Here is a 17,114-nt window from a genome sequence, read left to right as displayed (position 1 = left end):
ATGCAGGGGGTGAAGTACATTTCTACGCGCGACGCTAACCGTCAGCCCGCTTCTTTTACCGATATTCTCTTAGGCGGGCTTGCCCCTGACGGCGGCCTTTACCTGCCGGAATCCTATCCGCAACTAAACGGCGCTGTGCTTAACGAATGGCGTCAGTTGCTCGCTGAGGAAGGCTACGCGGCGCTTGCGGCAGAAGTACTCAAGCTTTTCGTGGATGATATTCCAACTGATGATCTGGAGGCCATCGCGCAGCGCGCGTACACCCATCCCAAGTTCGCGAGCGAGGAAATTGTCCCCGTGACCGCGCTGGGTGATGGCCTTTTTATCGGCCACCTCTCCGAAGGACCTACCGCTGCCTTCAAGGACATGGCCATGCAGCTGCTCGGCGAGCTCTTCGAGTACGAGCTGGGCCGCCGCGATGAAACCCTCAACATCTTGGGCGCTACCTCGGGCGATACTGGCTCTTCTGCGGAATATGCCATGCGCGGGCGCACCGGAATCCGCGTCTTCATGCTGACCCCGGCAGGCCGCATGACTGCTTTCCAGCAGGCTCAGATGTTCGGCCTTGATGATCCGAATATCTTCAACATCGCGCTCGATGGTGTCTTCGATGATTGCCAGGATGTGGTTAAGGCAACCTCCAACGATGCCGGGTTTAAGAAGGAATTCCGCATCGGCGCCGTTAATTCCATCAACTGGGCACGCCTTATGGCGCAGGTCATTTACTACATCAACTGCTACCTGAAGGTCACCTCTGACAACGAGCAGAAGGTCTCTTTCTCCGTGCCCACCGGCAACTTCGGTGATATCTGCGCCGGCCATATCGCCCGTTCGATGGGGCTTCCCATCGACAAACTCATCGTCGCTACCAACGAAAACGACGTGCTCGATGAGTTCTTCCGCACCGGCAACTACCGTCCGCGCCCGGCGGAGGAGACCTACAAGACCTCCTCGCCGTCGATGGATATCTCCCGCGCCTCGAACTTTGAGCGCTTCGTCTTCGACTTACTTGACCGTGATGCCTCCCGCACCGCGGAGCTCTTTGGCCCCAAGCTGAAGGAGGGCGGATTCCAGCTGTCTGCCGCAGAGCTCGATGCCGCGCGCGATGAGTACGGCTTTAGTTCCGGCGCCTCCACGCATGCTGACCGCCTAGCAATCATTGCATCGGTCAAGGAGCGTTATGGCTACCTGGTGGATCCGCACACCGCGGACGGCATCAAGGTCGCCCGCCAGGTGCAAAAGGAAGAGGACATCAAGACACCGATCATCTGCCTGGAGACCGCCCTGCCGGTGAAGTTCTCCGAGACTATCGTCGAGGCCATCGGAACCGAGCCAGCAGTTCCGGAGCGTTTTGCTGGCATCATGGATGCACAAAGGCATGTCACGGATCTGCCCAACGACGTCGCTGCAGTCCAAGACTTCATCCGCCGCTCCATAGCACAGACCGACGTGAAACAGCACCCCAGAGGAGCATAAAAGATGGCACAGGAACAGTTCTCCGGACCGGAATACTTCACCGAGTTCGACCCAGAGAAGTTCATCCGCGATCTCAAGGAGATGGCGGAGATGGAAAAGGAAAACAAGCAAGCTTCCGAAGCAGACAAGAACACCGATGGTGATGGCACGGTCTAGCTCGCGGGTACCACAGATAGCAGCCGCCGTGGCTTTAGCAATTGGCCTCGGCGGCTGCTCTTTGATCCCCACTCAGACGGTGCAACACGCGCTTGGCGACGCCGCGGCCACCCTCGCTGGCGAATCCGCCGCACCGGAGGCGTCGGAAAGCGATGCTCAGGTAAACAACGAGGGTGACGCGGAAGCCACGCCAGCGCAGCCGGAAATCCCCGCCGCGAGCCCCGGTACCTCGCGGCCTGCGCTCTCGCCCATGCCGGCGGGAACCGCGTTGGATATCTCCTCCCAGGAACCGAAACCGGGAGAGTATTTTGACTTCCAGATGTGCACCGCAGCATGGTCTTTCTCGTTGGAAGATGGCCGCAACTTCGCGGTGACCGCATCGCACTGCGGCAAACCCGGCGACCGTGTGTGGGCCGGAAACGCGCATCGCACCTTTACTTTCCCAGCAGAACCAATCGGGGAAGTGGTCTATTCGGACTTGTATTCCGATACCACCCACGGCCTCGACTTCGCGCTCATCGAGCTGCATGCCGACGTGGGTTACTACACGCCGAAATACATGGAGGCCGGCGTGGCCACAACGGGCGAGCTCCCACAACAGCTGTGCAAGCTAGGGCGGATCACTGGGGAGACCTGTGGCGAGCTAAGCCATGGCCCGGAAAAGGGCGGGCTGAAGTCCGGCGAGATCCGCATGGAAACCACGGCCGCTCGGGCGCGCCTGTGCGGTACCCAAGGCGATTCCGGCGGGCCGATGTACGCCCAACTGCCAGGAGGACCCGCAATCGTCGGCGTAGTCTCTGGCACCACGCAGGAGCTAAAAGGTCAGTGCGCCGAAGCGTCGGACATGGAGCTTTCCTTTACCCCTGCAGCCGATATCGTAGCGCTCATCCCGGAGATTTTGGGCTCTGAAATAGCGCAGGCGGCCTAGCGCGGGCGCGGCCAAAAGCGGACAAAGCTAGCGGCTAGGGTAGTAGGCATGGCAACCCCTGAATACATCCTCAACCTCCGTGAGAAGGTGGGCCACCAGCAGCTATTCCTGCCGGCGTGCACCGCAGTTATTGTCCGCGATGTTCCCATGAACGCGGCGCTATGGGAAGTCCCATCGGTGCTGCTGGTGCAACGCGCCGACAATGAGACCTGGGCGCCCGTCGAGGGCATCTGCGAGCCTGGCGAGGAAATCACCACCACAGCCATCCGTGAGGTCAAGGAAGAAGTCGGACTCGATGCCACCGCGGAAGCGCTGCTTGGCGTGGGGCAGGTAGGCCCTGTCACCTACGACAATGGCGACGAGTGCATGTTCATGTCCACCGCACTGCGGCTTTCGGTTCCAGAAGGCGCGGAGCCGGTGGTCTCTGACGAGGAAAACCTCGCGGCGCAGTGGTTCTCCGTGGCCCAAATGCCGGCTTCGGTAAGCGCCCGTAACCGTATGCTGATCGGTGATGCCGTGGCACAAATGAAGCACCCGAAGGGCTTTCGCCCCCGCATGGGATTTGTAAAACGCAACTAGCAATCGCGTATGCCTAAAACCACCGCCAACCTGGATTTCTGTCAGCTCATTGTTTCTATTTGATGGCTGGTGATAGTCTGAAGATCCGTAGGTCGCCGCGCGAGGCGTCCCGCGGATTTTTTGATCTTCAAGGGGTGTCTCGTTGCGCTGAGCTTGCCGCATCAGCAATCAAATTCCTCGAAAGGTGCATGCCATGCCACCTCGTTCCAACCAGAACACCAAATTCATTTTCGTCACCGGAGGAGTTGTCTCCTCCCTGGGCAAAGGCTTAACAGCGGCATCGCTGGGGCAGCTGCTTTCTGCCCGCGGACTCTCGGTGACCATGCAGAAGCTCGACCCATATCTCAACGTCGACCCAGGCACCATGAACCCGTTCGAGCACGGCGAGGTCTTTGTCACCGAAGACGGTGCCGAGACCGACCTCGACCTGGGCCACTACGAGCGCTTCTTGGACCGCAACCTCACGAAGAACGCGAATGTGACCACGGGCAAGGTGTACTCCTCGGTCATCGCGAAGGAGCGCCGTGGCGAGTACTTGGGCAAGACCGTGCAGGTCATCCCGCACATCACCGATGAGATCAAGGATCGCGTGCTCGCGATGGCCGCGCCCGATGCCTCCGGCAATGTGCCGGACGTGGTCATCTCCGAAATCGGCGGCACCGTGGGCGATATCGAATCGCAGCCCTTCCTGGAGGCCGCACGGCAGGTACGTCATGCCGTCGGCCGCGAGAATATCTTCTTCATCCACTGCTCGTTGGTGCCATACCTCGGCACTTCGGGGGAGCTGAAGACGAAGCCGACCCAGCACTCCGTGGCGGAGCTGCGCTCCATCGGCATCGTGCCGGACGCAGTGGTGCTGCGGTGTGACCGCGACGTTCCGGATGGCTTAAAACACAAGATTGCGCTGATGACCGACGTCGAGGAAGAAGGCGTGGTGTCCTGCCCTGATTCGCCGTCCATCTATGACATCCCGGAGGTGCTCTACCGCGAGCACCTGGACACCTTCGTCATCCGCAAACTAGGCCTGCCTTTCCGCGATGTGGATTGGACCCAATGGGGCGAGCTACTGGATCGCGTCCGCAACCCGCGTCATGAGGTCACCGTGGGCATCGTGGGCAAGTACATCGACCTCCAGGATGCGTACCTTTCCGTGGCAGAGGCAATCCGGCATGCGGCCTTTGCTCACCACGCGAAGGCGAAAATCAAGTGGATCACCTCGGATGACTGCGAAGCAGACTCAGCCACTCCGCTGGGCGATCTCGACGCCATCGTGGTGCCAGGCGGCTTCGGAGTGCGCGGCATCGAGGGCAAGATCGCCGCGGTGAGCTACGCCCGAGAGAACAAGATTCCTTTCCTGGGCCTGTGCCTGGGTCTGCAGTGCACCGTGCTGGAGGCGGCCCGCCAGGCAGGCATTGCCGACGCCTCCTCGACAGAGTTTGACCCCGAGACCTCTGCGCCAGTCATCGCCACGATGGAGGAGCAGCAGGCGGCCGTCTCCGGCGAGGCGGATCTCGGCGGCACCATGCGCCTGGGCGCTTATCCAGCTGTGCTCGCTGAAGACTCCGTCGTGGCGAAGGCATACGGCACCACTGAGGTCTCTGAGCGCCACCGCCACCGCTACGAGGTCAACAACGCCTACCGTGCGCAGATCGAGCAAGGCTCCGGCCTGGTCTTCTCCGGCACCTCGCCCGACGGCAACCTGGTCGAATTCGTGGAGTACCCCGAGCACCCATTCATGGTGGCCACCCAAGCCCACCCCGAGTACAAGTCGCGCCCGACTAACCCGCACCCGCTCTTTGACGGGCTGATTGCAGCGGCGCTGAGCTAAGGGCCGCTGGCCGCTAAGCAAGCGGCCTAAAACGCGTAAAATCCCTGCGGAGAGCTTGTGCTTCCGCAGGGATTTTCTTTGCTCCCTAATTAGCAGTCCTAATTAGCAGTCGTAGTACACCCCAAACCTCACACTAACCCGCACTACCAGCACAAACCTCGTCAGAAGACCCCTCACCATCGTCAGAAATCCCGCAGAAATCCCGCACTTGAGGCACCATCCCGCGCAGCCCCTCACCAGCACCAGGAAACAGGTGCGAATACACATCCAACGTCATCGACGCCGACGCGTGCCCTAACGCCCGTTGCACCATCACCACCGACGCCCCAGCCCCAATCAGCGACGACGCATAAAAGTGCCGCAGACCATGAAACGTCGTCCCCACCCCAGCAGCACGCGCCAACTTACGAAACTGCGCCGACACACTCGACGACGACAGGGCCTTACCCGCCTTGGTGCAAAACACCGTCTCCTCCGGGCCACGCGGCACTCGCTGTAGCTGCTCCTCAATCACCGCCACCGTGGCAGGCCCAATCGGCACCACACGCCTCGATGCCTCCGTCTTAAGCGGCGCAAAATCCCCCGTGCGCTGATTAATCTGCTCCACCACATGCACCTCACCACGCAGAAAATTCACGTTCCGCACCCGCAGCCCACACAACTCCCCGGCACGCAGGCCAGTTTCCGCCGCGACCTGCACCATCGCCGCCAACGTCAGGTTAGGGGCACGCCCCACACCTGTGCCCCGCGCTGCACGAATCAGCGCCTGAACATCCTCGACCGTGGGGATGTCCGCACGCTCAGCCCCAACCTCCTTGCGTGGAATCTTCACCCCACGCATCGGATGCCTACCCACCACATCATCAAGAACCGCCTGAGAAAACACCCCGTGAAGAATCGCCGCCAGCATGTTGATAGTTGAGGTGGCCAGCGGCCTATCATCAGCCCACGGCCTGCCCTTCTCCAACACGCTCATCCACTCCCGCACGTGCGACGGCTTCACCGACAGTACTGGCATGTCTTCCAAATCTCCCAAGTTGGCCAGCAGCATACGGCGCCCGTTCCGAGTGGACTTATTCACCGCCTGCTGCATCCGCTCCTGCACTAGTTCCTTGACGGTCACACCAGTGTCCGCGATGTACTCACCGCGACGCACCGCACGCTCCATATCCTGTAAATGCGCTTTCGCCTGTCGTGCGCGAGGAAAACTCTTCGACCGTTCCTTACCGGACGGGTCACGCCACCGGGCAATAAAAACCTCTTTACCCGCCTTATTGAGGCGCTTCTGAACAGCCATTAGAATGACTCCTTGTCAGCTACTTTGTTGGTCTGATGTCACCGGTCCTTGGTGCTCGCGACTTCCACATGTTGAGCGCCAGGGGCCGGATTGCTTTATGCTGAGGTTGGCCCACATCCCCCCGGTTGGGCCTAGGGTGCCTTCGCGTATTGAGCTCAGCTCCGCGAAGGCATACCTACGTTTACAGGCCTAGCGCCTTAGCCTTTGCCGCCGCAAACTCCTCATCGGTGAGCACGCCGGCCGCATGCAGCTCGGCCAACTTAGTTAACTGGTCAAGATTGTCAGAGGTCGCCGGTGAAGCGTTCACAGGCTCAGGGGCAGAATCGAGCCGGGCACGCAATTCACGAACAAACCCGTCAGCCTCATTGTTAGCGACTTTCTCCACCTTGATTTCCTCATTAGAAGTCGTTAGCACAATCGAAGCAAAAGCCAGGCCCCGAGACGTGGAGACCGAAGAAATTCTCTCCAGCGATATTGACCTATCGCCGGAGTCAAATCCAAAAGTATCAGCCTTCACAAGTAGAACCCGGCGATCAGTCGCGGCGATAATACTCGTCTTACTTAGAGCAAGTCCTTGAGTAGCGGCGATGACCGTCTCATCGGGGTGGAGGAGAGCCAGGATACGGTCACGCGTAGCAGGAGACTTCACTGAGTTTGCGCCCGTCTTCCTAATCGCCTCATTCCAACCTTGATCGTCAAGGAGGGAGTCGATGGCCTGGATGACTTTGACCGAGCGCCCCATAGCCTCGATGGTATTGTGCGAGGCCGTGAGTACGCCATTTTCCACCACAATGGACGTATCTTGGCTTTGCCAAAGGAATTTGTTGTGGATGGTGAGTTCGTTTCCAGTGAGGTTGACACTGGATTTCTTGAATTTTGCCAGGGCGAATTGGTGGGCGGCGTTAAGCACTTCTTGCTCGTTAGCGATAACGCTCCGGGTGATTGAATCCATTAGGCTACGTTCCTTTCGTAGAGAGTTTGCCAAGTTTTGAGGACTTTGACCGTCACGCCTAGTTCGTGGGCGATGAGTGAGGGCTGTGGTCCAAAGATGGTTTCTGCTGCGGCGTATTCGGTGGGGCTGACGAGGATGCGGGCGGCGAATCGGTCGGCGCGTAGCTCGTGTGCCCCGTGGTGGCCGGGCGGGTCACCGTAGTGTGCGTGGCCTAGCTCGTGGGCGAGGGAGCACAGTGTGGTGGCGTCATCCATTCCTACGCGCAGGGTGATGGCGTGTTTGTGGGGGAGCCATGCGGCTTTTGGCCCGCCGCGGTGCCACCGGATGCGGTAGCCCCGGGCCTGCGCCACATCAATCAGGGCGTCAACGTTAATCAATCAAGTCTTCACCTCGTTTCTCGCGCTCTGCCTGCTCATCGGGGGAGGAGTCAGCAGCGTGCGGGATGCTGTCATCCCACTCCATGACGGTGCCGTCATCCTCATCCGGTAGTGAAGCATGCGCATCGGACACGGGGGTAAGACGCGGGGTGGCTTCACGTTCGAGAAGGGCGCGTGCTGCTGCACCGAGTTCGATTTTGTCGAGGTTGCTGAGGGTGTCTTCGGCTAGTCGGTAGACGAGTTCTTCGATGCTGGCGGTGGCGAGAAGTTTGGCTCCGCCTTCGATGAAGTCGAATACTTCGGCGCGGCTTAGCTTCTTGAGTTCGACGAGGGCATCGACGGGGTTGATGTGGAGGCCACGTGCGGTGGCGATGATGTCTTCGGAGTCGAGGCCGTTCTTTAATCGCAGGTTCACGGTGTTGCGTGAGGTTTCGAGTATGTCAGCGATGTCTTGGGCGGTTACGCGTCGCCCGGCGAGGCTGGCGAATACGTCTTTGATGTCTGCTGGGGTTGTCATGCACCTAACCTTAGTGCACAAAAAAGTTGTCAGCAAGTGGGGGTTATGCAGCAGAAAGACATTTTGGGTACCCCCATGTGAATTACATGCTTGTCAATTTTGGATAGGTAGACATAGAATGTTGTCAGTCCCGTTAATCGAGAGAAGGAAAAGACAATGTTTCTTATCAGTCTTGACGAACTCGACCGGGTAAAGCGACTTAATCATCTGTCTACGGCGGTAGACCTAGCAAACCGAACGGGGCTATCCCGAAACACCTGGAATGCCGCAATCAAGAAACGCCGCCCAACCCCACAGGTGCTTGACGCTTTATCCGAGTTGGGAGCGCAACCAGACCGAATCCTCATCAAGCACGACCCCAATCAAGTCGTCGCATAAGAAAAGCCCCGCTAGGCGGGGATTGAGCAAGAAGGAGTTGAAAGCATGACCCGCAACGAAAAGGAAACCTCCGGCGCTGCAACGCCAGAGGCGACCGTGCACCTTAGTGAAGGCCCAATCTTCAACAAGGAAGAAGTGCTAGGTCTCGTGGCCGGATTCAAGGTCGATGATTCGCTTCTCCAAAAGCGACATCTTCAACGCGACCGAAGCAATAGCCCGCTTCGCAAACTGCGTGTACTCCGTGACCGCTTCCTCAATGGGGACTTCACCAGTCGGAAGATTATCGGAAAGAGCCGCAAGTTCCGCCATTAAGTCAGGGGTTATGGAAAGACCCACTTCGCGGAGTCTCCATTCCACATCCTCATACCCGAACCATTGACTCGAAGAATCTGAATTTTCCATTACTTTCACCTCACTTTCCAGGGCAGACCGCCCTGAACCAAGTGAAGCACATAGAAAAACCCCGCCGAAGCGGGGGTCATAGAACTACTTAAGGAGTTTACATCATGGGTGAACTAATTCCCATTCAAGACCAAGACGGCATTCAGGCAGTCATGGGCCGAGACCTCTATGACTTCCTCGAAGTTGAGACGGAGTACCGGCACTGGTTCCCGCGCATGGTCGAATACGGCTTTGAAAAGGGTAAAGACTACGTGGTCAAAAATGACCGGGTACAAGATTCCCTCGGACGCAGCCGGGAGCGAACCAACCATGCCGTGACTCTGGACATGGCGAAAGAGATTTCCATGATTCAGCGCACGGACAAAGGTAAGCAGGCCCGCCAGTACTTCATCGAATGCGAACGCAGGGCTAAGGAACCAGCGCAGCTGTCACCAGAAGAGCTTATGGCCCGCGCTATCAAGGTCGCAGACAGCACCATCAAGGAGCTTGAAGCAAAGACCGCAGACCAAGCCCTTGCACTCGAAGCTGCAAAGCCAAAAGTGGAGTACTACGACCACTGCGTGTCCATCGAGTCTGACGTCATGACTGTCAAGGACTGGGGTGCGCACTTCGGGCTTACGGAGCCGCAAGCTCGCCAGAAGCTCCTGGACGCGAAGATGATTTACCGCAAGGTACAGACTCGCGAATGGTCATCCCGCAAGGGTGACGTGGTTGACCGTAATGAGTACCGCGCCTATTCCCCGTATCGCAACCTGTTTGACCTGCGCGCCCAGCACAATGCCCCGCGCTACCACAACGGGCAGGTGCGTCAAACGCTGTACGTGCGGGCTGGGTGGGCAATCACCGTAGCCAAGAATGCCGGTATTGAGGTGGACCGCTCTATTTATGACATCTTGCCGGAGTCTGTCTGACGGGCATACCAGGTAGACGCTACCGGATAGCCCGACTTAGCAGGCGGGGGAGTGCAAGCCTCCCCACGGGCACGGGGGCTAGTGTGCCCTAATTATTCGTCACAGTGACATAAACCCCAAGGGGTAAAGCAAGGGCGAAAACGCTGTATAGAGAACTGAATAGTGAAGAGCGCCGGAGGATACCGGCCCCGTGAGCATGGTTCTTAGATTGCGATGACCGGGGCACGCAGTAATGCAGGCACCCCAACGTGGTTGGGAGGGAACGAGCGGCGCTGATATAAATACTTTGCTTCGCTGGCGGAATCGGCAGACGCACCGCACTCAAAATGCGGCACCCACACGGGTATCCGGGTTCGACCCCCGGGCGAAGCACAGCGGCCACACAACGCCGCAAGAATGGAGAAATCATGGCAAACAAGTACGTTCCTGAAGACCTCAGTCTCATGGAATCAGCCTGCGTCAACTGGGTACTTTCGGTCATTAAAGCCGATATTCTCTCCGGCACGCCGAGCGGCAAAGCCATAGACCAGGCGCTGGAAGAAACTATTCCTAACTATTACAACCCATCTACCGCAGACTGACCGATTTCGAGGGCTCTTTGGCCACCCGCCTTTAGTGCACGCACTGTGACCTGAGTGAGCTGGTTCATAGCCTCGTCATAGACAGCTGAACCGAAATTCTTGGCCTTAGTTGCGACAAAAGTAGCCGCAGCGTGTCTGCCCCAATCACCGGGATTGGTAACGAAGTTTCCATTAGCCATCATGAAAACTGCTGCACGATAATGCTCAGCAGCTTCTTGGAGGTCGAAACTATTCGTTACTTCGTAATTATCAATGCAGTACTTCAGATGAAGCTTCACTCTAGTGAAGTAGTCGTAAAGCTCTTTAGGGAAAACACCGGGAGGAACAACTAAACTCGGTTCATTTTCAAGAAGCTCACGTAGCTCGTGAACAACATTATTTGAGAGCTCCGGGACAAATCTTCTAGCTGAATTTCGGAACATACCTAGCGTCTGAAACGCTTCATCGCTTACTTCACTACCGCTTACTTCGAAGCCTCTCGGGTAGGCGTAAACCGCATCGCGCCATCTTCCGAAGTATTGCTTTTCGCTCGTGACGTCGTCGCCGGCTTGCTCCATTTCGCTGATAATTCGGGCTATAGCTTCCAGACAGCGTGCCGCGCGCCTTTGTTCGGGCCATCCGCCCATTGAGACTCCGTCCCGACTTCCAAGTCGGCGACTCTCATACACCGATTTAGTTTGCTGGCCGTTTGATTTTTCGGCGCTTTCTTCTCGCCACTTCTTAAAGATTTCGTAAAGGTCGTCTGCTGGGTTTGCCATGAGTTCTATTTAACCAGCATGCGCAAATGTTTCTTGGTGGGGTGCGCACACCACAAAACCACGCACACTCCTCACATAACAAAGACCCCCGCGTAGTTAGCAGCAGTCGCGGGGGTTTGTCGTCTGGAAAGGACAACACAATGCAGTCTACAAGGACTTACACAGCGCAGGAGGTGGCGGACATGCTCGGCGTCGCGCTGAGCACCCTGCTGCGCCATACCCGCGCCGGGAAACTTCAGGAACTCCACCCGATACAGGTCGGGAACCGAATCGTGTTCCCCCGAACCATCGTTGACCAACGTTTAGGAGACGCAGCATGAAACGCCTGTTAACCCACTTTTTCCACCGTCGGCACCGCGCCTATACTCCGCGCTTCTACATGATGCGGAGGGGCTAATGCCGAAGTTTGAAATCCCACTCGACCAGGCGGCGAAAGAATTCGCCGAGATTGAAGGCCGCTACCGCGCCATCTACCAACTCGCACGCCTCCCCGGCCCCACCCGCCGCCGCGTCAAAGACGCCGCCGCACAAGCCCATCACCTTGCGCTCATCGCACAGAAGGAAGCAGAAAAACATGGATACTAAACGACCACCCCGCACGTCGCCGGATGCCCGCCGCATTGCCTATTGGCAGGACATCGCCGCAAAGCGCACAAGGCTTGCTTGGGCTACCGGAATCCTCGGAATGCTCATCGGCTTCATCCTCCACGCTTTCCTGTCAATGCCGCCAGTGTGGATGTGAACGATGCCCCTATTCGGATACGACGCTACACGCCCATCCCGCGAAGCCCGCAAAGTCGCACTCGCCCGACTGGAAGGCGAAATCATCGACATGGAGCGCGCCGCACTATGAGAGAAGACCCGTTACCGAAACCAGAATTTGCCCACAAACGCTGGTGGGCAGCAATCCCAACACCTAAGGCGTTCAGGACACGGAAAGAAGCCTGCGCAGCCCTGTTGAAATTCCGACAGGAAAAAGGCTGCTTGTACGCCGGGTGCTGGGCCGAAGGCACCGACGACCTCGGATGGGGCACAGGGTTTCGTTTCTGCCCCCGGCACGCCTACCACGCCCGCCAAACACTTCAAAGGACAGCATGAACACCCCAAACAAAATGCCACCACATTTGACCAGCATCACCCCACACTTCCTCTACCTCGAACCGTTGATTGAAGAAGCCGACGACGTAATGAACGCCTTCATGGATAGGGGCTATGACCCTGACGTGGCGTGCTCCCTGACGGATATGACCCTGGCCCGCTATGACGAGAGGCGGGCCAAGTGAGACGCTACGAACCCGCTGATAATGAGGACTGGGCCAAGTTTCGTCAAGGAAAGCTGACATCGACGGATCTAGCCCGCCTGCATTGTAGTAGGAATGCGGCGACGTGGCATGAGGTACGCGACGCCAAAGAACACGGCTCGAAGTTCCACGGCAACCAGTACACAGAGTGGGGCAGCGCCCGCGAACCGCTGCTAGCCCAGGTGCTGATAGACGAAGTGGATTCACGCCTCGTCTACAACGCCGAACCCCAAACCATCTTCCTCCCCGATGATGAACGCCTATCCTGCACCCCAGACCTCTACAGCCATGACCTAGAAGTCATTGGGGAGATTAAGACCAGCACTGAGCCGTTTCAAGGTGGCCGCTGGCATGACTGGTGCCCTAATCAGTACTACGCGCAGATTCAGGCGAACATGCACTACACCGGGGCCGAAGCATGCGCCCTGTTGGTGGAGGTGCACGACGATTTTGTGCCGGTCGCGCTAGACCATCGCACCATCACCTATGACCCGAAGTTCGCCGCTGAGCTCATGGACACCGCCGCTGAGTGGTTCGCCTGGCTGGACGGCGAAACACCCGACTGGATGGGAGAAATCACCAGCCTCGACCAGGTGGACAACGTCACCGATCTCGTCGCCCAATACGCCATGCTCACCGCTGAGGTAGACGACCTCAAGAAGCGCATCAACGCGTTGAAGGCAGAAATCCTAGAACTAACCGGTGATTCCCACACCGGTGATTACGGCGGCTACCACGTGACTGTGTCCACCACACAACCCTCCAAGGTGTTTGATTCTGCCGCGTTCCGCAAGGCACACGCAGACCTCTACACCAAGTTCAAGACCAAGACCCGCGCAGGGTCAACCCGACTCACAATCAAGGAGAAGTAATGCCCATCTGGGGAAAGCAACTACCAGAAGCAGACAGCGACACCCGACAAATGGCCGGAAACATGGCCTCCATGGTCTCCGCCTACATCGACGCCGGATTCACCCGCGAAGAAGCAATCCAAATCGTCACCACCATCGTGACCGCACACATCAAAAAGGAGCAGTAACTATGAGCAACGAACTCGCAACCATCAACACCTCTGAGGACGGCCTCGACCTCCTCACCCGCCAAGCCGAAGCCATGGGCGCAGCCCACAAACTCGCCACCGTCCTCTGCAACACCCAGATGGTTCCGCAAACCTTCCGTGGCAAGCCCGATGATGGTGCCGCCGCCATCCTCTACGGCGCAGAACTTGGGCTGAAGCCCCAGCAGGCATTGCAGCAGGTATTCGTGGTGCATGGCCAGCCCGCTATCTACGCCCGCACCATGGTCGCGTTGTTGAAGGCGAAGGGCTATAAGTTCCAGACCGTAGAGACCAGTGACGAGAAGGTCACTGTGCGCGGCACCTCACCCGCAGGTGAGACTGAGGAATCCACCTGGACTATTGAGCGCGCCAAGAAGGCGGGCTATGTGAGCAACAAGAAGTATCAGACCGACCCGCAGGCCATGTTGTACGCCAAGGCCGCATCTGAGGTATCTCGCAAGCTCGCCCCGGATGTGCTGCTGGGTATCAAGTACGCCGCCGAAGACCTGGAACTGGAACCGGTCAAGATGACTGCCACTCGTGAGGATGTGCGTGCGAAGGCTGAGGCTGCGCCGGTGCCGGCGTTGACGAAGAAGGAGCCGGTGCCGGAGGTTGTTGATGATGACCTCATCGCAGATGTGAAGGAAACCCTGGAGAGTTTCACCACCTCGGAGCAGGTCAATGACTTCGCCGCGAATCTGAAGCAATCAGGTGAAGTGCCAGACGCTGTGCTCGACCTGTGCCGCACCCGATGGCAAGAGCTGGAAGGGGAAAAGTAAATGGTCAACCACATCACTATTAGCGGCAACCTGACGAAGGAGCCAGTGCAGCGCTTCACGCCTAACGGTAAGTCTGTTGTGGAGTTCACGGTGGCGCACAACACGAGGCAGTACAACCAGCAATCCCAGCAGTGGGAGGACGGCGAACCAACATTCATCGACGTTGTCTTTTGGGGCAAGAAGGGAGAGAACTTCCTCGCTGACTACACCCAAAACGGTAAACGCCCCATCATCGTCCTTGGCTCCCTGAAGCAGGACAGGTGGCAGGACAAGGACACCGGCGACAAGCGCAGCAAGCACAAGATTAACGCCGATGACGTCACCTTCATCCCACGCGGCCAGGGTGGCGGACAGCAGAATCAGGCCGCACAGTCCGGGGCGTGGGGTGACCCCGCACCCGTAGGCCAACAAGGCGAACCGCCGTTCTAGGTGACTGGTATGGATGCCTCCTACTACGAGGAGAAACTGAAACAGCTCGAAGACAGGCTTCTCGCCTACGCCTACGACATCGACCACCTCAAGCACTACAGCAACGATGATCCAACCCCCGCAGAATTGCAAGACCTCGGGGCAGCAGACCTAGCCAAAGCCGCCGCACACGTCATAACCCTCATCAGACGAGGCGAATACTAATGCCTTACCAGCAGATGACAGCGGCAGACCTCCCGAATTACAAGGTTTGCCGCGTCGTCCTCAACCCCGATTCTTATGACCCGCGCCTTGTGCCCGACCGCCTGGTGTACGCCACCCAAGAAGGTGCCCGAGTGTACGGCGCAACCCGTGACGGGCGCTTCACCCTCCCCGCAGACGCACCAGTCCTTATTGACCCCGAATCCTAAAAACCATGAACGTTAACTATTCACTCGACCATGACGCTTACCCGCCTCGCCGCGCCTACACCGACGACGCTGGCACTGACCTGGCGCTGAATCATCCGGCGATTATCCCAGCCGGGCAGCACCGCGTATGCCACACAGGTGTGCACGTAGCAATCCCTCGTGGCCATGTCGGCATGGTGTTTGTTCGCAGCTCAACGGGGATTAAGAAGAACCTCGTTCTGAGCAATGGCACCGGCATCATCGACAGCGGCTACACGGGGGAAGTCATGTTGTCCCTGCACAACACCGGACGCCACATGCAAACCATCCCCGAAGGGTATTACATCGCCCAGTTGGTCATCCTCCCCACACCAGAAATCAGACTCAACCAAGTGGACGTCCTCGACGACACAGAACGAGGCACCAACGGTATCGGGAGCACAGGGCAATGACCACCCACCAGCAGCGTGAGGACATGCAAGCGTGGCTGGAATCCCAAGACGTGTACTGCGCACAGCCCGCATTCCTCGACGCGCTAATCAAGTTGTTCCAAAGCATAGAGAAAGGAGGAAAAGACGATGGTAACCAAAGCACTCCGCTTTGAAATCCTGCGCCGTGACCAATTCACATGCCGCTACTGCGGCTCCAAAGCCCCCGACGTACAACTCCACGTTGACCACGTAGTCCCCACATCACTCGGAGGTACCGACCAGCCCGAAAACCTGGTTACCGCCTGCGCTGAATGCAATTCTGGTAAAGCGAACCGCAGCCTCGACGACGACACCGTGACCGAAATCGTGGAAGACGCTGAGCAATGGCGAGACAACATCGAACGAGCAGCCCAAAAGCGCTACAACACCATCCAAAACATTGAGGCAGTAGGCGACTTCTTCCTATCAGTATGGCCGCAGCACCTGGACTACAGCCTCCCCTTCAACTACGCGAAAATTGTCTACAACTACATCGCGAAGGGGATAAGCCAAGACGAGATTGAACACCTCGTACAAGTCGCCCTGAACTCGCCCGCCACCGCTGGGAGGAAGTTCCAGTACTTCTGTGGCTGTTGCCGGAACGTCATCCGCGAGATTGAGGAATCGGCCCGCGAACTAGAAGGAGGCGACGATGAGGGATTTTGCTCAGATTAAGTTGTCTATCTGGAATGATGACGCTTTCCTCGACCTGAGTAACAATGCTCAACTGCTGTATTTTGTGCTCATCTCGCACCCCACGATGAACCGCGCCGGCGTGGGAACGTGGCATGCGGGCCGCTTGTCTGGGATGTGCTCAACCTGGACTCGGCAGGATGTTGAGCGTGCCGCGTGTGAGCTTATTGACGGTCGTTTCATCGTGGTTGATGAGGACACTGATGAGTTCCTGGTGCGTACTTTTGTGCGGCATGACGGGTTGATGAAGCAGCGGAATTTGGCGACGACTATGGCGCGTGAGTTTGCTGCTGTGGGGTCGCGGGCGATTAAGGGTGTTGTGGTTTGGGAGCTTCGGAGGCTGCATGAGGAGCATCCGGAGTTTAAGGGTTGGGGGTCTGATGAGGCGTTGGCGTTGTTGAAGAAACGGGCGATTGACCCTTCCAGTGACCCCTCGGTTGACCCTTCCATTGACCCTAGCGTTGACCCCTCGGTTTACCCTTCCATTCACCCCTCCATTGACCCTAGGGTTAAGGGTGCCGTTGACCCCTGGGTTGACCCTTCCATTGACCCTAGCGTTGACCCCTCGGTTGACCCTAGGGTTAAGGGTGAACCGAAGGGTTCGGTTGACCCTAGCGTTGACCCTAGCCCTACAACCGCAACCACAACCACAACCTTTTCTAGACGTTCGCAGAGGGTGGAAACGTGGGATGGGGTTGAGGGGGTTCGGGGGAGAAGGGGAAACCAAACCACCGCCAACGACACCACAGGGTCGGACGCATCGAACCCCCCTCCTGAAAGTCTCGACGAGTTAGCGGCGGCTTACGCCGCACGCACTCGTTGCCCGAAGCATCGACACATCCCGGATGGGGAGTGG

The 17,114-nt window shown here is 58.0% G+C and carries 26 protein-coding genes and 1 tRNA gene; 22 read left to right on the top strand and 5 right to left on the bottom strand.

Annotation, left to right across the window (positions count from 1 at the left end):
- Positions 1 to 9: 9 nt before the first annotated feature.
- From thrC to HMPREF3158_RS05625, 5 genes are all read left to right on the top strand, one after another.
- A complete protein-coding gene (gene thrC, locus HMPREF3158_RS05640) occupies positions 10 to 1,476 on the top strand; it encodes a threonine synthase (protein ID WP_062039424.1) in 1,467 nt (488 codons plus the stop codon).
- Positions 1,477 to 1,479: 3 nt separating this feature from the next.
- On the top strand, positions 1,480 to 1,632 hold the full coding sequence (locus tag HMPREF3158_RS12940) for a hypothetical protein (protein WP_162839576.1): 153 nt from the start codon (positions 1,480 to 1,482) through the stop codon (positions 1,630 to 1,632).
- 28 nt (positions 1,633 to 1,660) lie between these two features.
- Complete coding sequence (locus HMPREF3158_RS05635; RefSeq protein ID WP_235591260.1) at positions 1,661 to 2,560, top strand: trypsin-like serine protease; 900 nt, start codon at positions 1,661 to 1,663, stop codon at positions 2,558 to 2,560.
- 48 nt (positions 2,561 to 2,608) lie between these two features.
- The gene (locus HMPREF3158_RS05630; RefSeq protein WP_061923922.1) at positions 2,609 to 3,139 is read left to right on the top strand and encodes an NUDIX hydrolase; all 531 of its coding nucleotides are present in this window, start codon (positions 2,609 to 2,611) and stop codon (positions 3,137 to 3,139) included.
- Positions 3,140 to 3,332: 193 nt separating this feature from the next.
- Positions 3,333 to 4,967, top strand: coding sequence for a CTP synthase (locus HMPREF3158_RS05625; RefSeq protein ID WP_062038136.1), 1,635 nt, complete (start codon positions 3,333 to 3,335; stop codon positions 4,965 to 4,967).
- Between the two features lie 133 nt (positions 4,968 to 5,100).
- On the opposite strand, the gene HMPREF3158_RS05620 is transcribed toward HMPREF3158_RS05625, so the two are convergent.
- From HMPREF3158_RS05620 to HMPREF3158_RS05605, 4 genes are all read right to left on the bottom strand, one after another.
- Complete coding sequence (locus tag HMPREF3158_RS05620) at positions 5,101 to 6,264, bottom strand: tyrosine-type recombinase/integrase (RefSeq protein ID WP_070497692.1); 1,164 nt, start codon at positions 6,262 to 6,264, stop codon at positions 5,101 to 5,103.
- A 181-nt stretch (positions 6,265 to 6,445) separates the two neighbouring features.
- Entirely contained in the window at positions 6,446 to 7,216 is a 771-nt protein-coding gene (locus HMPREF3158_RS13135; protein ID WP_070497690.1) for a PH domain-containing protein, read from the bottom strand.
- Positions 7,216 to 7,593, bottom strand: a complete 378-nt coding sequence (locus HMPREF3158_RS05610; protein WP_246816186.1) for an ImmA/IrrE family metallo-endopeptidase — start codon at positions 7,591 to 7,593, stop codon at positions 7,216 to 7,218. The genes HMPREF3158_RS13135 and HMPREF3158_RS05610 overlap by 1 nt, the downstream gene beginning before the upstream one ends.
- Entirely contained in the window at positions 7,586 to 8,110 is a 525-nt protein-coding gene (locus HMPREF3158_RS05605; protein ID WP_070497688.1) for a hypothetical protein, read from the bottom strand. The genes HMPREF3158_RS05610 and HMPREF3158_RS05605 overlap by 8 nt, the downstream gene beginning before the upstream one ends.
- A gap of 156 nt (positions 8,111 to 8,266) precedes the next feature.
- Here HMPREF3158_RS05605 and HMPREF3158_RS05600 point away from each other — a divergent pair, with 156 nt between their 5' ends.
- The 5 genes from HMPREF3158_RS05600 to HMPREF3158_RS12930 all read left to right on the top strand — a co-directional run bounded on the left by HMPREF3158_RS05600 (position 8,267) and on the right by HMPREF3158_RS12930 (position 10,382).
- Complete coding sequence (locus HMPREF3158_RS05600; RefSeq protein ID WP_070497686.1) at positions 8,267 to 8,488, top strand: transcriptional regulator; 222 nt, start codon at positions 8,267 to 8,269, stop codon at positions 8,486 to 8,488.
- 45 nt (positions 8,489 to 8,533) lie between these two features.
- Positions 8,534 to 8,800: a hypothetical protein gene (locus HMPREF3158_RS05595; protein WP_070497685.1), complete on the top strand. Its 267-nt coding sequence runs from the start codon at positions 8,534 to 8,536 to the stop codon at positions 8,798 to 8,800.
- Between the two features lie 194 nt (positions 8,801 to 8,994).
- Positions 8,995 to 9,801 (top strand): antA/AntB antirepressor family protein, encoded by an 807-nt coding sequence (locus HMPREF3158_RS05590; RefSeq protein ID WP_070497683.1) that lies wholly within the window; start codon positions 8,995 to 8,997, stop codon positions 9,799 to 9,801.
- A gap of 288 nt (positions 9,802 to 10,089) precedes the next feature.
- Positions 10,090 to 10,173 (top strand) — tRNA-Leu (locus tag HMPREF3158_RS05585).
- 35 nt (positions 10,174 to 10,208) lie between these two features.
- Complete coding sequence (locus HMPREF3158_RS12930; protein ID WP_168161753.1) at positions 10,209 to 10,382, top strand: hypothetical protein; 174 nt, start codon at positions 10,209 to 10,211, stop codon at positions 10,380 to 10,382.
- On the opposite strand, the gene HMPREF3158_RS05580 is transcribed toward HMPREF3158_RS12930, so the two are convergent.
- On the bottom strand, positions 10,358 to 11,140 hold the full coding sequence (locus HMPREF3158_RS05580; protein ID WP_070497681.1) for a hypothetical protein: 783 nt from the start codon (positions 11,138 to 11,140) through the stop codon (positions 10,358 to 10,360). The genes HMPREF3158_RS12930 and HMPREF3158_RS05580 overlap by 25 nt on opposite strands.
- 26 nt (positions 11,141 to 11,166) lie before the next feature.
- Here HMPREF3158_RS05580 and HMPREF3158_RS13380 point away from each other — a divergent pair, with 26 nt between their 5' ends.
- The 12 genes from HMPREF3158_RS13380 (at position 11,167) to HMPREF3158_RS05530 (ending at position 16,240) form a co-directional block, all read left to right on the top strand.
- On the top strand, positions 11,167 to 11,460 hold the full coding sequence (locus HMPREF3158_RS13380) for a helix-turn-helix domain-containing protein (protein WP_141741009.1): 294 nt from the start codon (positions 11,167 to 11,169) through the stop codon (positions 11,458 to 11,460).
- 76 nt (positions 11,461 to 11,536) lie between these two features.
- A complete protein-coding gene (locus HMPREF3158_RS05570) occupies positions 11,537 to 11,725 on the top strand; it encodes a hypothetical protein (RefSeq protein ID WP_070497677.1) in 189 nt (62 codons plus the stop codon).
- Complete coding sequence (locus HMPREF3158_RS12920; RefSeq protein ID WP_168161751.1) at positions 11,715 to 11,882, top strand: hypothetical protein; 168 nt, start codon at positions 11,715 to 11,717, stop codon at positions 11,880 to 11,882. Before HMPREF3158_RS05570 ends, HMPREF3158_RS12920 begins: the two co-directional genes overlap by 11 nt.
- 370 nt (positions 11,883 to 12,252) lie before the next feature.
- Entirely contained in the window at positions 12,253 to 12,423 is a 171-nt protein-coding gene (locus HMPREF3158_RS12915) for a hypothetical protein (protein WP_168161750.1), read from the top strand.
- A complete protein-coding gene (locus HMPREF3158_RS05560; protein WP_070497673.1) occupies positions 12,420 to 13,313 on the top strand; it encodes a YqaJ viral recombinase family protein in 894 nt (297 codons plus the stop codon). The genes HMPREF3158_RS12915 and HMPREF3158_RS05560 overlap by 4 nt, the downstream gene beginning before the upstream one ends.
- Entirely contained in the window at positions 13,313 to 13,480 is a 168-nt protein-coding gene (locus tag HMPREF3158_RS12910) for a hypothetical protein (RefSeq protein ID WP_168161749.1), read from the top strand. Before HMPREF3158_RS05560 ends, HMPREF3158_RS12910 begins: the two co-directional genes overlap by 1 nt.
- A 2-nt stretch (positions 13,481 to 13,482) precedes the next feature.
- Positions 13,483 to 14,277: a hypothetical protein gene (locus HMPREF3158_RS13025; protein WP_070497671.1), complete on the top strand. Its 795-nt coding sequence runs from the start codon at positions 13,483 to 13,485 to the stop codon at positions 14,275 to 14,277.
- Complete coding sequence (locus HMPREF3158_RS05550; protein WP_070497670.1) at positions 14,278 to 14,706, top strand: single-stranded DNA-binding protein; 429 nt, start codon at positions 14,278 to 14,280, stop codon at positions 14,704 to 14,706.
- A gap of 9 nt (positions 14,707 to 14,715) precedes the next feature.
- A complete protein-coding gene (locus tag HMPREF3158_RS05545) occupies positions 14,716 to 14,910 on the top strand; it encodes a hypothetical protein (RefSeq protein ID WP_141741008.1) in 195 nt (64 codons plus the stop codon).
- Positions 14,910 to 15,116, top strand: coding sequence for a hypothetical protein (locus tag HMPREF3158_RS05540; RefSeq protein ID WP_070497666.1), 207 nt, complete (start codon positions 14,910 to 14,912; stop codon positions 15,114 to 15,116). The genes HMPREF3158_RS05545 and HMPREF3158_RS05540 overlap by 1 nt, the downstream gene beginning before the upstream one ends.
- A 5-nt stretch (positions 15,117 to 15,121) precedes the next feature.
- The gene (dut, locus tag HMPREF3158_RS05535; protein WP_070497665.1) at positions 15,122 to 15,547 is read left to right on the top strand and encodes a dUTP diphosphatase; all 426 of its coding nucleotides are present in this window, start codon (positions 15,122 to 15,124) and stop codon (positions 15,545 to 15,547) included.
- Positions 15,548 to 15,673: 126 nt separating this feature from the next.
- Positions 15,674 to 16,240 (top strand): HNH endonuclease, encoded by a 567-nt coding sequence (locus HMPREF3158_RS05530; RefSeq protein WP_070497663.1) that lies wholly within the window; start codon positions 15,674 to 15,676, stop codon positions 16,238 to 16,240.
- Positions 16,241 to 17,114 lie beyond the last annotated feature (874 nt).

This window comes from Corynebacterium sp. HMSC06G04 (assembly GCF_001807365.1).
Classification (GTDB): Bacteria; Actinomycetota; Actinomycetes; order Mycobacteriales; family Mycobacteriaceae; genus Corynebacterium; species Corynebacterium simulans.
Note: the sequence above shows the minus strand (reverse complement) of the source record. Positions and strands in the feature narration are given on the sequence as shown.

What these genes read in the sequence shown, in the direction of transcription:
- HMPREF3158_RS05570 (WP_070497677.1), top strand. Translation starts at nt 11,537, where the DNA reads ATGCCGAAGTTTGAAATCCCACTCGACCAGGCGGCGAAAGAATTCGCC.
- HMPREF3158_RS12940 (WP_162839576.1), top strand. Translation starts at nt 1,480, where the DNA reads ATGGCACAGGAACAGTTCTCCGGACCGGAATACTTCACCGAGTTCGAC.
- HMPREF3158_RS05530 (WP_070497663.1), top strand. Translation starts at nt 15,674, where the DNA reads ATGGTAACCAAAGCACTCCGCTTTGAAATCCTGCGCCGTGACCAATTC.
- HMPREF3158_RS12920 (WP_168161751.1), top strand. Translation starts at nt 11,715, where the DNA reads ATGGATACTAAACGACCACCCCGCACGTCGCCGGATGCCCGCCGCATT.
- HMPREF3158_RS05625 (WP_062038136.1), top strand. Translation starts at nt 3,333, where the DNA reads ATGCCACCTCGTTCCAACCAGAACACCAAATTCATTTTCGTCACCGGA.
- HMPREF3158_RS05550 (WP_070497670.1), top strand. Translation starts at nt 14,278, where the DNA reads ATGGTCAACCACATCACTATTAGCGGCAACCTGACGAAGGAGCCAGTG.
- HMPREF3158_RS05620 (WP_070497692.1), bottom strand. Translation starts at nt 6,264, where the DNA reads ATGGCTGTTCAGAAGCGCCTCAATAAGGCGGGTAAAGAGGTTTTTATT.
- HMPREF3158_RS05540 (WP_070497666.1), top strand. Translation starts at nt 14,910, where the DNA reads ATGCCTTACCAGCAGATGACAGCGGCAGACCTCCCGAATTACAAGGTT.
- HMPREF3158_RS05605 (WP_070497688.1), bottom strand. Translation starts at nt 8,110, where the DNA reads ATGACAACCCCAGCAGACATCAAAGACGTATTCGCCAGCCTCGCCGGG.
- HMPREF3158_RS05590 (WP_070497683.1), top strand. Translation starts at nt 8,995, where the DNA reads ATGGGTGAACTAATTCCCATTCAAGACCAAGACGGCATTCAGGCAGTC.
- HMPREF3158_RS05630 (WP_061923922.1), top strand. Translation starts at nt 2,609, where the DNA reads ATGGCAACCCCTGAATACATCCTCAACCTCCGTGAGAAGGTGGGCCAC.
- HMPREF3158_RS13135 (WP_070497690.1), bottom strand. Translation starts at nt 7,216, where the DNA reads ATGGATTCAATCACCCGGAGCGTTATCGCTAACGAGCAAGAAGTGCTT.
- HMPREF3158_RS05600 (WP_070497686.1), top strand. Translation starts at nt 8,267, where the DNA reads ATGTTTCTTATCAGTCTTGACGAACTCGACCGGGTAAAGCGACTTAAT.
- HMPREF3158_RS05595 (WP_070497685.1), top strand. Translation starts at nt 8,534, where the DNA reads ATGACCCGCAACGAAAAGGAAACCTCCGGCGCTGCAACGCCAGAGGCG.
- HMPREF3158_RS05545 (WP_141741008.1), top strand. Translation starts at nt 14,716, where the DNA reads ATGGATGCCTCCTACTACGAGGAGAAACTGAAACAGCTCGAAGACAGG.
- HMPREF3158_RS13025 (WP_070497671.1), top strand. Translation starts at nt 13,483, where the DNA reads ATGAGCAACGAACTCGCAACCATCAACACCTCTGAGGACGGCCTCGAC.
- HMPREF3158_RS13380 (WP_141741009.1), top strand. Translation starts at nt 11,167, where the DNA reads ATGTTTCTTGGTGGGGTGCGCACACCACAAAACCACGCACACTCCTCA.
- HMPREF3158_RS12910 (WP_168161749.1), top strand. Translation starts at nt 13,313, where the DNA reads ATGCCCATCTGGGGAAAGCAACTACCAGAAGCAGACAGCGACACCCGA.
- HMPREF3158_RS12930 (WP_168161753.1), top strand. Translation starts at nt 10,209, where the DNA reads ATGGCAAACAAGTACGTTCCTGAAGACCTCAGTCTCATGGAATCAGCC.
- dut (WP_070497665.1), top strand. Translation starts at nt 15,122, where the DNA reads ATGAACGTTAACTATTCACTCGACCATGACGCTTACCCGCCTCGCCGC.
- HMPREF3158_RS05580 (WP_070497681.1), bottom strand. Translation starts at nt 11,140, where the DNA reads ATGGCAAACCCAGCAGACGACCTTTACGAAATCTTTAAGAAGTGGCGA.
- HMPREF3158_RS12915 (WP_168161750.1), top strand. Translation starts at nt 12,253, where the DNA reads ATGCCACCACATTTGACCAGCATCACCCCACACTTCCTCTACCTCGAA.